The sequence below is a fragment of the Gulosibacter molinativorax genome (assembly GCF_003010915.2).
Lineage (GTDB): Bacteria > Actinomycetota > Actinomycetes > Actinomycetales > Microbacteriaceae > Gulosibacter > Gulosibacter molinativorax.
In genome coordinates this window covers 2,494,646-2,508,960 of record NZ_CP028426.1, presented here as the reverse complement: position 1 = coordinate 2,508,960, position 14,315 = coordinate 2,494,646, and the positions used below count along the sequence as shown (strand labels likewise).

The window sequence follows — 14,315 nt, the reverse complement described above, 5'->3', positions numbered from 1 at the left end:
AGTAACTAGCTGCGTTAGGCGAGGTGTCCGTGCGTGTGCAGTACGCGGCGGAACTCGTTGTCCTGCGGCGGTACATGGCTCTGCTCGAACTCCAGCTCGTCGAGCAGCTCGCGGCGCGAACGGCGCGGTGCGCCGACATCGAGCATCTGCTGCTCGTACTCGGGTATGAGCTCGTCACGACGGAAGCGCAGCGCGTGCCCGATTACCTCGCGGCCCTGGAGGTAGTTCCGGAGGAACTCCATCTGGGCGTGCCAGGTTGCTGCGGCGGCTGCGGTGTCTTCGCGGCGTAGGCCCGTGACCTCGAGGCGGATTTCGGTACCGCCCTCCGGTCGCTTGCTGAGCGTGATGCGCACGAAATTTTCCGGCAGCTCGTTGAACTTCCAGCTGAGCACGAGCGAACTCGGTACTCGGCGATCGTGCACTCGCGCGATGATGCTGTAGTCAGCATCATTCGGGTAGGTCAGGGTGAATGACTCACCCGTCATGATCGACTTCGAAGGTCGTCCAAGCCACGTCGAGAGCGCTTGCTCCTGAGTGATTGCGCGCCAAATCGTCTTTCGATCGAAATCTGAGTCGGCGCTGAGCGTTACTGTGTAGTTGTCAGTTACTCGGGAAATGTTCCCGCTGATTTCACCCATGTTGTCGCCTCCTTTGCGGCCATTTCTGGGTTGCTTCTCGCGGACGCGAAAAGCGGAAGCAATGATGCTTCTAAGTGAATTATAGGTGAACAACAAGTGAACGGCTTGATTTCCGTCAATTTCCTTGCTCGCGGGATGCTGTGGACTTGCTGAATCGTCAGAAAATATTTCGCCTGGATCAGGGAATAATTGCAAACTTGAGTCGGTTGCACTCAAGTGTAGAAAGCATCCTCCCCACCCCCGGTGGTGGCCCGCGTCCCATGCCGCAGGTTGTGCGAGGACTCTTTCCCTAATCTGCAGGCAGCGGAGGCTCGTCGTGAGCCCGTCGAACGGCCTGTCTTGAGCCCCCTCGAAAGGAGAAGCACATGGCTAATATGCAAGGCGCACAGCCCCAAGATGAAGAATCCCAGTCAGCGCTTGAGCGCTTCGGTGTCAACCTCACCGACATCGCACGAACCGGCAAACTTGACCCGGTCATCGGTCGTGACGCTGAAATTCGCCGCGTGAGTCAGGTGCTCACTCGGCGCACGAAGAACAACCCCGTCCTTATTGGTGAGGCAGGTGTCGGCAAGACTGCCGTTGCCGAGGGGCTCGCTCAGCGCATCGTCGCGGGCGACGTCCCCGAGTCTCTCAAGGGCAAAGAACTTATTTCGCTCGACATCTCGGCAATCCTCGCGGGTGCCAAGTATCGCGGTGATTTCGAGGAGCGCATGAAGGCGGTCCTGGACGAGATCCGCGAATCTGAGGGCCAGGTCATCACGTTCATTGACGAGCTGCACACGCTCATGGGTGCCGGTGGTGGCGAGTCGAGCGTGTCCGCATCCAACATGCTCAAGCCGATGCTCGCCCGTGGTGAGCTGCGTCTGATCGGCGCGACGACGCTCGACGAGTACCGCGAGTTCATCGAGAAGGACCCGGCCCTTGAGCGCCGTTTCCAGCAGGTCTTCGTTGACGAGCCGTCGGTCGAGGACACCATCGCGATTCTTCGCGGCCTCAAGGAGCGCTACGAGGCACACCACAAGGTCGCCATCAGCGATAACGCGCTCGTCGCCGCTGCAACCCTGTCGAACCGATACATCACGGCTCGACAGCTGCCGGACAAGGCGATTGACCTCGTGGATGAGGCAGCGTCGCGCCTTCGCATGGAGATCGACTCCTCGCCGACCGAGCTCGACAGCCTCAAGCGTCAGATCGACCGCATGAAGATCGAAGAGCTCGCACTGAAGAAGGAACACGACGAGGCTTCGAAGCAGCGACTCGAGCAGCTCCGCCGGGAAATGGCAGACCTCCAGGTCGAGCTGGATGCGTTGCAGGCACGTTGGGATGCGGAGCGCAGTGGCCTGAACAAGGTCGGTGACCTCAAGACCAAGCTCGACGAGGCGCGCATCCGTGCGGACCGCGCCCAACGCGATGGCAACCTCGAGCTCGCCTCGCGAGTTCTGTATGGCGAGATCCCGCAGCTGCAGAAGCAGCTCACGGAGGCCGAGGCGCAGGAGGGCAGCGAACAGCGCCTCGTGAATGACCACGTCACGGAAGATGACATCGCAAGTGTCGTCGCCGCGTGGACGGGCATTCCCGTTGGCAAGCTGCTGCAGTCGGAGCGCGAGAAGTTGCTCGACCTCGAGTCGGAGCTGCACAAGCGCGTGATTGGGCAAGACGAGGCCGTCCAGGCGGTGTCGGATGCGATTCGTCGCTCGCGTGCGGGCGTCGCGGATCCGAATCGGCCCACCGGTTCGTTCCTCTTCCTCGGGCCGACCGGTGTCGGTAAGACTGAGCTCGCCAAGGCGCTCGCGGACCTGCTCTTCGACGACGAGCAGGCGATGGTGCGCATTGACATGTCGGAGTACGGAGAGAAGCACAGCGTCTCGCGACTCGTCGGTGCCCCTCCGGGATACGTCGGCTACGAGCAGGGCGGTCAGCTCACCGAAGCGGTTCGCCGCCGCCCCTACTCGGTCATCCTGTTCGACGAGGTCGAGAAAGCCCACCCCGAGGTCTTCGACATCCTCCTGCAGGTGCTCGACGACGGCCGCCTCACCGACGGTCAGGGTCGCACGGTCGACTTCCGCAACACCATCCTCATCCTCACCTCGAACCTGGGCTCGCAGTTCTTGATCGACCCGCAGCTCACGACCGAGGAGCGTCACGCCGAGGTAATGGGCGCGGTGCGCCGCGCTTTCAAGCCCGAGTTCATCAACCGGCTCGACGAGATCGTCATCTTCGAGGCGCTGTCGCAAGACCAGCTCGCGAAGATCGTCGGCCTCAACATCGAGACGCTCGAGCACAGGCTTGCGGAGCACCGCATCCAAATTGAGGTGGACGAGGATGCGCGCAACTGGCTCGCAGAGCGGGGGTACGATCCCATCTACGGTGCTCGTCCCCTGCGTCGCCTCATGCAGAAGGAGATCGATGACCAGCTCGCGCGGGCCATCCTTGCGGGCAAGGTCCAGGACGGAGCAAAGGTAATGGTTTCGGTCGCCGCGGACGGTGATTCACTCGTGATCCGAACGTAACCGAAACGCACCCCGAGCGTGCTAGCCTCCGAAGAGTTGTGGGTCATGGACCCACAACTTTTTGGTTTTCAGTACTGCCCAAAGGAACACAGGATGCTGCTTGACGCTCTTGCTTCTGAGTTGCAGCTCGTAGCTACAGCACAGTTCGATCCGCTTCGTGAAGTCACCGCGGTGACGCATGATTCTCGTGTTGCTGGCCCCGGCACGGCCTTCGTGGCGGTGCCGGGGTTTCATCATGACGGGATGAAATTTGTTCCGGATGCAGTCGCTCGGGGCACAAACGTTGTTGTGTGTGCACAGTTGCCGGCCGAATTTTTGCCGGATGTGACCTACATCGTGGTGCCGGATGTGCGCATCGCGCTGGCTCTGATGGCACGGATCTTGAATGGCAAGCCGGACGAGCAGCTCCGGATGTACGGCATCACCGGCACGAATGGGAAGACCTCGACGGCCTACTTCCTCTCGTCGATCCTCAGGCACGCGAAGCGTCGCGTCGGGGTGATGGGCACGATCGGATTCGATCTCGACGGGAAGATCATCGAGACGCCCAATACGACACCCGAAGCGCCCATCCTGCACGACCTCCTGCGAACGGCAGTCGAGGGCGGTACCGAGGACGTCATCATGGAGGTCTCCTCCCACTCGCTGCAGCTCGAGCGAGTTGCCGGGATGTCCTTCGATGTCGCAATGTTCACGAACCTCACCGAGGACCACCTCGAGCTGCACGGGACGATGGAGGCGTACTTCGACGCGAAGCGGCGCCTGTTCGAGCACGCTGCCGCCGGTTACTCGATCGTTGACGTGGGCGGAGAGTGGGGTGCCCGTGCCGCTGGCCTCATCGAGGCGACCGGCGCCAGAGTCGTCCGGGTCGGGTGCCCTGGTGACGCCGTCGACGTACGACCGGAAAACATCGCGACTGATCTTGACGGTACGACATTTGACCTCGTGACGAGTAGCGGAACCGTGCCCGTGCGGCTGCGAGCGCTTGGCGGTTACCACGTGCGCAACGCGCTGCTCGCCGCGGCCGCCGCGATGACGCAGGGCTATGCACTCGAGACGATCGCCGAGGGCCTCGGCGAGGCCGAACCGGTGCCGGGACGGCTCGAGCGCGTGCTGAACGAGGACGGGCTCGACGTCTTTATCGACTACGCGCACACGACCGACGCGCTCCATTCCTGCCTCGAGGCCGTCCGAGCGCTGTCGGATGCGCCGATCACGCTGGTCTTTGGCGTGCTTGGGGACCGCATCCCTCGCCTTCGTCGTGAGATGGGGACGGTCGCGGCCGCTGGCGCCGACCACATCATCCTGACCGAGGATGACCTCAAGGCTGGCAGCTTCGAAGAGGTCGTCGCGGATGTCGCGCCGGCGCTTGACGAGGCGGGCGTCGCGTGGGAGCGCATCGACAACCGCTGGGATGCGATCGCGGCCGGTATCGAACGTGCCCGCCAGGGCGATATCGTGATCATTGCGGGCAAGGGCCACGAGAAGCAGCTCATCCTGGCGGACGGGCAGGGCGCCATTCACCTCGACGAAATGGCGGCGGCGAAGGAAGCGATCGCCGGGCGCGACCCCCGCGTGCTCGACCCAAGGGAAGAGTGCGAGAAGTCGCGCCACAAGTTGATCTCGTAGGGGCCGCCCCTACTCGAAGCTGAGCAGGATCTCGCTGACGTCGTTGCGCTCGCGCGGGGCGGCATCGCGCTCGCGGATCTTGTCGTCGATCGACTCATCGGTCGAATGCTGGCCCACCGCGATCACGGTGTAGGGCTCGTAGCCCTCGGGCAGCACGAACTGCTCGGCGACCGCGGCGGGGTCGAACCCACCCATCTGGTGCACGTTCAAGCCGAGCGTTTCGGCCTGAACGGTGAGGTGAGCGGCTGCCTGGCCGAGGTCGTAATACGCAGTCGGAAGCTTCTTACCGTCGATCTCGACCCGTGCGAGCGCGACGATCAATGCGGACACATTCACGTTCCATTCCTGGTTGAAAGGGACGAGCGCGGAGAAGATCTTGTTGAAGTTGTCGCTGCCACGACGGCCGACGATGAAGCCCCACGGCTGCGAGTTGAACGCCGATGGCGACCAGCGGGCAGCCTCGATGAGCGAGCGGATTTCCGCTTCGCTGACTTCGTGCGAGGAGTCGAAGCCGCGCGGGCTCCAGCGATTCTCGAGCACGTCGGCGATGGGTGCTGTGGTCGCGTTGCGTGGGGCAATGATCGTCAAGAACTGTTCCTTTCGGTGGCTTCTGGAAGCGCACGGCTTTCCGTTCAACTCCAACTCATCGACACGTGACAGTATTCCCTCGTCATGGGAACTGTCTTTCGTCCTTCGTGGAAGTCCGCCGTCAAGGGTATCGGTGCAACGCTCTCGCTCGTGATCTTTGCGAGCTTGCCTGGATGCGCATCCGGCCCCCAGCCGGGGCCCACGGCGATACCGCTGCGCCCGACCGAGACGGCCGATTTCGAGGTCGCCGATATCGAGGCGCTGATGACGCAGATGGTGGATGCGGGTGCCCCCGCCGTGTTCGTCGAGATCCGCGATGGCGAGCATGCCTGGAGTGGTGCCAAGGGCATCCGCTCAAAAAAGACCGAGCTGCCCGCGACCGTCACCGACCCGGTTCGGATCGCGAGCCTTTCGAAGCCGATGATCGCGGCCATCCTGCTGCAGCTCGTCGAAGAGGGGCGGGTGCAGCTCGGCGACCGGATCGAGGACTATCTGCCCGGCGTCGTCGGCGGTCGCGAGGTGACGGTGCGGCAGTTGCTGAACCACTCGTCCGGGCTGCCCGACTACGTGCCGACGCTCATGCCCGAGGATCCGACCCAGCTATCGACCCGCATTGTCACTCCGGTGACCAACGCGGAGCTGGTCGAGAACGCGCAGAGCCAGGAGTGGAGTTTCGAGCCCGGCACAGGCTTCGAGTACTCGAACACGAACTACATCGTGATCACGATGCTGATCGAGGAGCTCACGGGTTCGACGCTCGCCGAGGAGCTCGCGATTCGGATCACCGAGCCGCTCGAACTCACCACTACGTCGCTGCCGGACGGCACCGCGATGCCCGAGAATGCCGCGCACGGCTACATCACGGAGGGCGCGCTCTCGATCGATGTCACGGCACAGGATGCGTCGCTCTGGTCGGGCGCGGGCGGCGTCGTTTCGACCGTGTCGGACGTGAACACGTTCATGCGCGCGCTCCTGACCGGCCAGGTCATCGCGCCCGAGCTTTTGGGTGAGATGCTCGTGCTCCTGCCTGAGGGCTACGGGCTCGGCGTGCAATCGCGGACCGATCAGTGCCCCGACGCCGAGCCGGTGTACCTCGAGTCCTCGGCGAATAAGGCAGGGATACCCGGGGCAAGCGATGGGGCGGATGCCGGGGACGAGCCCGGAGCGACTTTGGACACGGACGCACCCAGCGCATCCGAGGCGCCGACCCACGGCGGCGAGACGGCGCCGCCGGACGCGTCTGCACCGCCGACCCAAGCCGGTGAAACGGGGCCGCCGGATGCATCCGTACCGCGGCAGTCTGACCCATCCGCTACCGCGACCCCGCTGCCGACCTACGACTTCGCCGCGCCCGAATCGGGTTCCGGGAGCCTGCACGATTCCGCGTTCGGCGAGCTGGTCCAAATCGGCGCCCCGCGCCACGTGTACGGGCACATCGGTTCGGGACTGGGATACCGCGGCATCACGATGTCGAGTCCCGACGGCATGCGCCAGGTGACCGTGCTCTGGACGATCTCGCCGACCGACTACGCACAGGACGCGCGCCTCGACCTCGCGTACGAGCTCACCGACGTCGCGCTGACGATCAACTGCCCTTAACGCTTTCGTTCCCCGAGTAGGCCGAAGGCCGTATCGAGGGGGAAGGTCGCCGGGCTTCGACACGCCGCTGCGCGGCTACTCAGCCAGCGACCACCAAAGCCAGCGACCACCAAATTGGCCAGTGGGACCCCCACCAGACAACTGGGGCTAGAAGATCATCGGCATGTCGTCGTCGAGCGAGGTCTCGGTGTCGAGCTCGACGATGACCGGAACGTGGTCGCTCGGACCGTCGCCCTTGCGCTCATCCCGAGCGATCTCGGCCTCGGTGACCAGCTCCAGGAACTCGGGGTTGCCAAGCACGAAGTCGATGCGCATCCCCTCGTTGCGCGGGAACCGCAGCTGCGTGTAATCCCAGTACGTGTAGCCCTCGACGCCGAGCTCGCGCGTGACATCGATCATCCCGTCGTCGAGGAACGCATTGAACGCATCCCGCTCGAGCTGCGAGGTGTGGGTCTTACCGACGAAGAATTCCGGATCCCAGACGTCGATGTCGAGCGGGGCGATGTTGAAGTCGCCCATGAGCGCGAGTGGCTCGTCAGGATGCGCATCCCGCCGTGCCTGCGTCGCCGCGCGGAGCGCCTTCAGCCACTCGAGCTTGTAGGTGTAGTGCGGGTCGTCGAGCTCGCGACCGTTGGGGACGTACAGCGACCAGAGGCGCATCCCCTCGATCGTGACGCCGAGCGCGCGCGCTTCGAGGGGCAGGTCGCCCTCAACCGGCTTCTTGCTGAATCCGGGCATCCCGTCGAAGCCCTCGACCGCATCCTCAATTGGCAAGCGGGAGGCGAACGCGACGCCGTTCCACTGGTTGAGCCCGTGCGCGATTACCTCGTAGCCCGCAGCCTCGAACTCCTCGTAGGGGAACTGCTCAGGCTTGCACTTGATTTCCTGCATCGCGAGGACGTCGATGTCGCTGTTCTCGAGGAAGTCGATGACGCGACCCTTGCGGGTGCGGATGGAGTTCACGTTCCAGGTGGCGATGCGCATGGCGTCTACCGTATCGCGCGCACCGCGTCGCGCGAGCAACTACGCTGGGAGGCGTGACCGACGCACGTACTCAACTCATCCAGCTCATCAGCGACGAGGCCGTTTTCCACGGCGACTTCACGCTCACCAGCGGCAAGAAGGCCTCGTACTACATCGATCTGCGCAAGCTTTCGCTCGACCACCGCGCGGCGCCCCTCATCGGCGAGGTGCTGCTCGAGCTCGTGGACGAGTTCGGTGACATCGACGCCGTCGGCGGCCTGACGATGGGTGCGGATCCGCTCGCGAACGCAGTGATGCACCACGCGGTGTCGAAGGGCCGCGCGATCGACGCGTTCGTTGTGCGCAAGGAGCCGAAGGACCACGGCCGCGGCAAGCAGGTCGAGGGTCCGGATGTCGACGGCAAGCGGGTCGTCGTGCTCGAAGACACGTCGACCACCGGTGGCTCGCCGCTCGCCGCGATCGAGGCGCTCGAGAAGGTTGGCGCGAACGTCGTCGCCGTCTGCACGATCGTCGACCGCGCGACCGGCGCCGGCCAGCGCATCGAGGATGCGGGCTACCCGTACCGCTACGCGATCGGCCTCGACGACCTCGGCCTCGAAGCGGTTTAGCGGGATGCGTTCGCGGGCGCCACGACGGCCGGGCCGGTGACGGCGTGGCCGGTTCACAACCCTCTTCCGACAGGCAGTCGTCCGGCGCTCGCGGTCCTGCTGACGGCACGCGAAGTTCGCGGCGCGAGGGCCGGGGCTCTGCTGGTGCTGGTGCTGGCGCGTCGCTGCGCGAGGTGGGGGACTCTGCGGCTGGAGCGCGGCGCGACGGCCAAGCCGCTCGGCGGCAGGATGCGCGACGCCATTCGCCGCTCGGGCGCAACCTCGCGATCTGCGCGGTAATCGTCCTCGCCGCGGGGGTCGCCGGATGGATCTGGTCGCCCTTCGGCCGCGCCGAGGCACCCAACTCGGCCGTGCCTGCGACGACCCAGCCCGCCGCATCCACCCTCGCGACGCTCGAAGCGGGGGACTGTTTCGCGACGCTCGAGACGCCCTGGGCGTCCGACTTCGCGCCGATCTCGTGCGACGAGTCGCACACGGCGCAGCTCACGGCGATCGTGCCCGTGGAATCGGTCCTCGACGGTGAAGCCTGGCCCGGCGAGGATGCACTGCGCGAGCGCGCGATGATTGCCTGCCAGTCGCCCGACGCGATCAACCTCGATGCCGCTGCGAGCATCCCGGACCTGCAGGTGCAGGTGCGCTGGCCAGCCGACGAGGTCGAGTGGGATGCGGGCATCCGCTCGTACTACTGCTTTGCGACCTCCGCGGAACAATTCGATTCGCTCCAGCCATAGGATGCAGGGATGACGGGCGAGTTTTCGTGGGCGCCGGACGGGCCCAATGCGGTCATTCACGGCGATAACCTGCCGGTCCTGCGATCGCTGCCCGATGCATCCTTTCAGCTGATCTATCTGGACCCGCCGTTCAATACGGGGCGGAAGCAGCTGCGGCAGACGACGAAGTCGGTGCGGTCGGAGTCGGGCACGCGGATCGGGTTCAAGGGGCAGACGTACGAGACTGTGCGCGGGGTGGTCACCTCGTACGACGACGCGTTCGAGGACTACTGGGAGTTTCTCGAGCCGCGGCTCGAGGAGGCCTGGCGGCTGCTGGATGCGACCGGAACGCTCTATCTGCACCTCGACTACCGCGAGGTGCACTACGCGAAGGTGCTGCTGGATGCGCTGTTCGGGCGCGAGTGCTTCCTCAACGAGATCATCTGGGCGTACGACTACGGCGCCCGCTCGAAGTCGAGGTGGCCGTCGAAGCACGACACGATTCTGGTGTACGTGAAGGATCCGCGGCGGTATCACTTCGACAGCGAAGAGGTTGACCGGGAGCCGTACATGGCGCCGGGGCTCGTCACGCCCGAGAAGGTGGCGCGCGGGAAGCTGCCGACCGATGTGTGGTGGCACACGATCGTGTCGCCGAACGGGCACGAGAAGACGGGGTACCCGACGCAGAAGCCACTCGGGATTTTGCGGCGCGTGATCGCGGCGAGCAGCCGGCCGGGGGATTGGGTGCTCGACTTCTTCGGCGGCAGCGGCACGACGGGTGCCGCGGCGATGTCGCTCGGGCGGCGGTTCGTGCTGGTCGACCAGAATCCGGAGGCGATCGCGACGATGCGGCGGCGCTTCGCGGATGCGGACGTCGCGTTCTACGCGGGCTAGCTCCCTACTTCGGCAAATCCGTCGCTCGATGTAATCGCGAGGCTTCCAAGTGCATCCAGCGACGGGCTTGCGGGAGGGCCGGCCAATGATCCGTCGCTCGATGCGGTCGCGGGGCTTCCAAGTGCATCCAGTGACGGGCCTGTGGGGCGGCCGCCAGCGATCCGTCACTCGATGCGGTTCAGTATTACGCCCGACTAAGGCTTGCGGCCGTAGACGTGCTGCAGCACCCAGTCGTGCATCGTCACGGCGGCGGCAGCGGATGCATTGATCGAGCGCGTCGACCCGAACTGCGTAATCTCAATCACCTGCTCGGCGGCGGCAACGGCGGCCTTCGTGAGTCCCGGGCCCTCCTGCCCAAACAGGAACACGCAGCGCTCGGGCAGCGGCGTCGTCTCGATCGGCACGCATCCGGGAACATTGTCGATCGCGATGATCGGCATGCCGGCACCCCGCGCCCACTCGACGAACGCATCCACCGTCTCGTGGTGCATGACGTGCTGGTATCGATCGGTGACCATCGCGCCGCGCTTATTCCAGCGCTTGCGACCCACGATATGCACGGTATTCGCGCCGAATGCGTTCGCCGAGCGCACGATCGAGCCGATGTTCATGTCGTGCTGCCAGTTCTCGATCGCGACGTGGAATGGATGCCGCGTCTCATCGAGGTCGGCGATGATCGCATCCATCGTCCAGTAGCGGAAGCGATCGATGACGTTGCGCGTGTCACCGTGCTCGAGCAGTTCGCGATCGTATCGCGGATCGTCGGGCCACTCGCCCTCCCACGGCCCAACCCCGTACGTCGATAGCTCGTGTGTTTCGCTCATCCGCTCCCTCTCCAAGTCCACCCTCGAGGGTAGTACCGCGGCTGGGTAGGCGGATGCGCGGGGATGGATTCGTCATCCGGCCGATTCGCTACGACCTGTCGCGTGGGCGATTCGCACGGTCGCCGAGGCCGGCGTCGACGAGTGCATCGTGCCAGCTGCCGCCATTTCGAGTCATAATTAAGCCCGAACTGGGTTCGTCTTCTAACCGCAGCGAATCATATTTCGCCACGGTGATCTTTCCTCGGTCTAACGCAGCCACCCGTCTCAGAGCTGCGCGGGTTTCCTCAGGAGAAAATTCGCGTCGCTTTGCCTCACCGGGGACAGTGCTTAAAACCTCGTCCGCAAATGTCCACGTGCCCGGTGCTGAGTTGTTCTCGTAATCGATGATTCGAAGTGCGGTTTCGCGCACGTCTAGCCACTTACCGAGGCGCGACCGTACGAGTTCTGCGCTTGGCAGGGCGGATTTTCGGAGCCAAACACCGAGATCTCCGAATGAGTATCGATCGCGATCTGATTTCAAGTATTGAACTACGCAAGCCCAGAGTTCGAGGTCGGAGATAACTTTCCGAAGTGATCGGTTCTCGGTCAAGTGCCCGAGACCTGCTCGACGCATTGACTCGCCCCAACTACCGAATCGAAGAGTCAACGTCGCTGGTGATACAAAATCAGTATCTTCCGCCCAGTTCTCGTAGTCCTCTCGGCGGAAATTTGATGCTGACTTTGCCCAGATTCTGAGATGGTCGAGCATTTCGTCGTCAGTGAACGTCCGACTGACGGCGAGCTCGCGTGGCCTATGAATGGCCACTCGACGCCCGAGTGCCCGCTCCGCAGTTTCGAGATCCAAGTTGAATTTCAACGCGATCTCATCCACGCTCGCTAGCGGATGCTGAATTGAGAACTTTTCAACGGCCGAACTTAGGTCTCGAAATTTCCGAGCTTGACCGTTCTTCTTGGATTCTCTAATTTTCAGCACATCCACGCCGCGCTTTTTAGCTATCTGTCGGATGCGTTCGCGGGTAAGTCCGAACTCCTCGCCAACTTGCTGGAGATTTTGACCGTCCAGCAGGCGAGCAACGATCCGACTGTCCCGTTCAAAGAGGCCACTCTCCACAGGTTTGTCTTGGGTCATTGGGTTCTCCAACGTCGTCGATAACTTTCACGTCCAATGAATGGATAGTGGCACCAGCCACCGACAATATTCGTGAGATCCGTTGCAGAGCGGCGACTACGCCCGCGCCGACGTCGCGCGGTCGCCGAGATCGGCCCACTGCAGCGACTCGTACCAGCTGCCGTATCGCTTCATGAGCACGCCCGAGCTCGGTTCGGCAGGGGCACGAACCTTGTCATACTGCGCCACAGTGATTGGCCCATCCAGCACCGTCGCGACTCGATGGAGGGCCGAATAGCAGGCGTCGTCGGTGTGCTCGCGCCGCGGACCTTCGCCGGGCACGATCGAGAGCACCTCGTCCGCAAATTCCCAAGGCGTTGGCGATTGGGCGTCAGCGTAGGCGATCACTTTCTCGGCGGTGTCCCGCACCTCCGACCACTTGCCGAGCCGTGCCCGCACCGTCGCGGCGCTCGGCAATTCTTGCTGCTGCATCCACACCTTGAGGTCGGCGAACGAATGGCTCTTGCGGTCGGCGCGGAGGTACGCGACCACGCTCGCCCACAGCTCCGCGTTCGAGATCACGCGCCGCTGCTGCCGCACGCTCGTGATCTTGTCCTCGAGCCCGGCGGCGCGCATCGCCTCGCTCCAGCTCCCGAAGCGGAGGATTAGCGTGGATGCGCTGGGCGCCTCGTTCGCGCGCGCCCAATCTCCGTAGTCAGTCAGCCGAAACGAGGATGCTTGGCTAGCCCACGTCTGAAGATGGGCGACGAGCTCCGATTCCGGCATCATGCGTTCCACCATAGAGGAGCACGCCCGTCCCCTCAGCAAACTCGTCGCTGGATGCACTTGGTGAGCCGGAGACTGCATCGAGTGACGGGTCTGCGGTTGGCTTCCATACAAATCCGGCACTCGATGCACTCGGAGACGGCTCAAGAACGTCGAGTGACGTATCTCTGGGGGTCGCTGGGCAGGCCCGTCGCTGGATGCACTTGGTGGGCCTGGGACTGCATCGGGTGACGGATCCCTTAGGGTCACCCCGCAGGCCCGTCACTCAATGCATTTGATGCATCCTCGACTACATCGAGTGACGGATTTGCGGAGGGGATGCGGGAAGGCGCCGCACTAGGCGCGACGCAACAAGCCGCGCCTCGCGCGCTACGGCAGCAGCTCGTTGGTGAAGGCGTCCTCGGGGGCAACGGGCTCGGTGATGATTCCGGCCTCGAGCATGAACTCGGTCATCGCGGCCCACGTGTCGGGGTTGTTCGTGAGCAACGGCAGGTCACCGTCGGCCTCCATCAGCGGGATGGTCGCCTCGAGCGTCGCGAGGGCCGCGTCCTTCTGCTCCTGAGTCGTCATCGTCGGGATGTACGAGGCCGAGATCTCGATCGTCTCGTCAGGGTTCTGCGCGATGTACTCGATCGCCTGCTTCACAGCGCCGAGCACCGCGGTCACGTCCGAGCCGCGCTCGGCAATCACGCTCGTTTCGGCACCCAGAGCCGGCCCGACCAGCGTCGGAGCCGAAGAGTCCACGGCCTCGATGACCCGCACATCCATGCCCTGCGCCGCGAACTGCACCGCGTCGTTATTCGCGAAGCCCATCACCGCATCCACCTTGCCGGACGACAGCGCGGCCTGCTGCGTGAAGCCGATGTGCTGCACGTCGACGTCCGCCTCACTCAGCCCAGCGCCCTCGAGCATCGCGAGCAGCGCAAAGTACGTCTGACCGTACGGGCCGGGCGTGCCAACCGAGTGGCCAGCGAGGTCGGCCGCGCTCTGAATATCCGAGTCAGCGGGCACGATCAGCACGGCCGGGTACGTGTTGTAGAGCGTCGCAACCGACTGCACGGGCACTCCGCCCGAGACGCCCTGCACGATCTCGTCCCCGCCCGCGTACACGAGCTGCTCGTCGCCGGTCTTGAGCGCGCCGAAGAGCTCTTCGCTCTCGCCGTGGTGGCGCAGCTCGACGTTCACGCCCGCCTCGTCGAAGTAGCCGAGCTCCTCCGCTACATAGAACGGCGCAAACTGGATGTTCGGGGTGTAGGTCAAGCCGATCGTCAGCGGCTCGCCGGTTCCGGCTGCCCCCGTGGTTTCGGATGCGCCGGGCGAGCCCGCCTGGCAGCCCACGAGGGCGAGGGCGGCGACGGCCGTCGTCGCGAGTGCCTTCAGCGCGCGGGGGAATCGGTTGGTGGACATTTGGGGCTCCTTTGATATTTCGATACGCGC

13 protein-coding genes are annotated in these 14,315 nt (G+C 64.2%); 6 read left to right on the top strand and 7 right to left on the bottom strand.

The annotated features are described in order from the left end of the window. Positions 1 to 14: 14 nt before the first annotated feature. Positions 15 to 638: an SRPBCC family protein gene (locus GMOLON4_RS11520; protein ID WP_026936842.1), complete on the bottom strand. Its 624-nt coding sequence runs from the start codon at positions 636 to 638 to the stop codon at positions 15 to 17. 365 nt (positions 639 to 1,003) lie between these two features. Here GMOLON4_RS11520 and GMOLON4_RS11515 point away from each other — a divergent pair, with 365 nt between their 5' ends. Further along, positions 1,004 to 3,148 (top strand): ATP-dependent Clp protease ATP-binding subunit, encoded by a 2,145-nt coding sequence (locus GMOLON4_RS11515; RefSeq protein WP_084147483.1) that lies wholly within the window; start codon positions 1,004 to 1,006, stop codon positions 3,146 to 3,148. 93 nt (positions 3,149 to 3,241) lie between these two features. Continuing rightward, positions 3,242 to 4,777: a UDP-N-acetylmuramoyl-L-alanyl-D-glutamate--2,6-diaminopimelate ligase gene (locus GMOLON4_RS11510; RefSeq protein WP_051266750.1), complete on the top strand. Its 1,536-nt coding sequence runs from the start codon at positions 3,242 to 3,244 to the stop codon at positions 4,775 to 4,777. A gap of 9 nt (positions 4,778 to 4,786) precedes the next feature. Here the strand turns inward: GMOLON4_RS11510 and GMOLON4_RS11505 are convergent, their stop codons facing one another. After that, entirely contained in the window at positions 4,787 to 5,365 is a 579-nt protein-coding gene (locus GMOLON4_RS11505; RefSeq protein WP_026936841.1) for a nitroreductase family protein, read from the bottom strand. Positions 5,366 to 5,449: 84 nt separating this feature from the next. On the opposite strand from GMOLON4_RS11505, the gene GMOLON4_RS11500 reads away from it, so the two are divergent. Beyond that, positions 5,450 to 6,964 (top strand): serine hydrolase domain-containing protein, encoded by a 1,515-nt coding sequence (locus tag GMOLON4_RS11500; protein WP_051266748.1) that lies wholly within the window; start codon positions 5,450 to 5,452, stop codon positions 6,962 to 6,964. Positions 6,965 to 7,111: 147 nt separating this feature from the next. On the opposite strand, the gene GMOLON4_RS11495 is transcribed toward GMOLON4_RS11500, so the two are convergent. Continuing rightward, complete coding sequence (locus GMOLON4_RS11495; RefSeq protein ID WP_026936840.1) at positions 7,112 to 7,948, bottom strand: exodeoxyribonuclease III; 837 nt, start codon at positions 7,946 to 7,948, stop codon at positions 7,112 to 7,114. Between the two features lie 53 nt (positions 7,949 to 8,001). Between GMOLON4_RS11495 and pyrE the strand changes: the two genes are divergently transcribed. From pyrE to GMOLON4_RS11480, 3 genes are read left to right on the top strand one after another with little or no spacing between them, the layout of a single operon-like run. Then, the gene (gene pyrE / locus GMOLON4_RS11490) at positions 8,002 to 8,556 is read left to right on the top strand and encodes an orotate phosphoribosyltransferase (protein WP_026936839.1); all 555 of its coding nucleotides are present in this window, start codon (positions 8,002 to 8,004) and stop codon (positions 8,554 to 8,556) included. A 44-nt stretch (positions 8,557 to 8,600) separates the two neighbouring features. Continuing rightward, positions 8,601 to 9,287, top strand: coding sequence for a septum formation family protein (locus GMOLON4_RS11485; protein WP_084147481.1), 687 nt, complete (start codon positions 8,601 to 8,603; stop codon positions 9,285 to 9,287). A 9-nt stretch (positions 9,288 to 9,296) separates the two neighbouring features. Beyond that, positions 9,297 to 10,160, top strand: coding sequence for a DNA-methyltransferase (locus tag GMOLON4_RS11480; protein ID WP_026936837.1), 864 nt, complete (start codon positions 9,297 to 9,299; stop codon positions 10,158 to 10,160). A gap of 194 nt (positions 10,161 to 10,354) precedes the next feature. Here GMOLON4_RS11480 and GMOLON4_RS11475 read toward each other — a convergent pair whose 3' ends face one another. From GMOLON4_RS11475 to GMOLON4_RS11460, 4 genes are all read right to left on the bottom strand, one after another. Next, positions 10,355 to 10,984 (bottom strand): TrmH family RNA methyltransferase, encoded by a 630-nt coding sequence (locus tag GMOLON4_RS11475; RefSeq protein ID WP_026936836.1) that lies wholly within the window; start codon positions 10,982 to 10,984, stop codon positions 10,355 to 10,357. Between the two features lie 88 nt (positions 10,985 to 11,072). Continuing rightward, positions 11,073 to 12,113, bottom strand: coding sequence for a sigma factor-like helix-turn-helix DNA-binding protein (locus GMOLON4_RS11470; RefSeq protein WP_084147480.1), 1,041 nt, complete (start codon positions 12,111 to 12,113; stop codon positions 11,073 to 11,075). A 96-nt stretch (positions 12,114 to 12,209) separates the two neighbouring features. Further along, positions 12,210 to 12,881 carry a homing endonuclease associated repeat-containing protein gene (locus tag GMOLON4_RS11465; protein WP_146137561.1) on the bottom strand — a complete coding sequence of 224 codons (672 nt, stop codon included), beginning with the start codon at positions 12,879 to 12,881 and terminating at the stop codon, positions 12,210 to 12,212. 366 nt (positions 12,882 to 13,247) lie between these two features. Continuing rightward, positions 13,248 to 14,285 (bottom strand): ABC transporter substrate-binding protein, encoded by a 1,038-nt coding sequence (locus tag GMOLON4_RS11460; protein WP_051266745.1) that lies wholly within the window; start codon positions 14,283 to 14,285, stop codon positions 13,248 to 13,250. Positions 14,286 to 14,315: the final 30 nt, after the last annotated feature.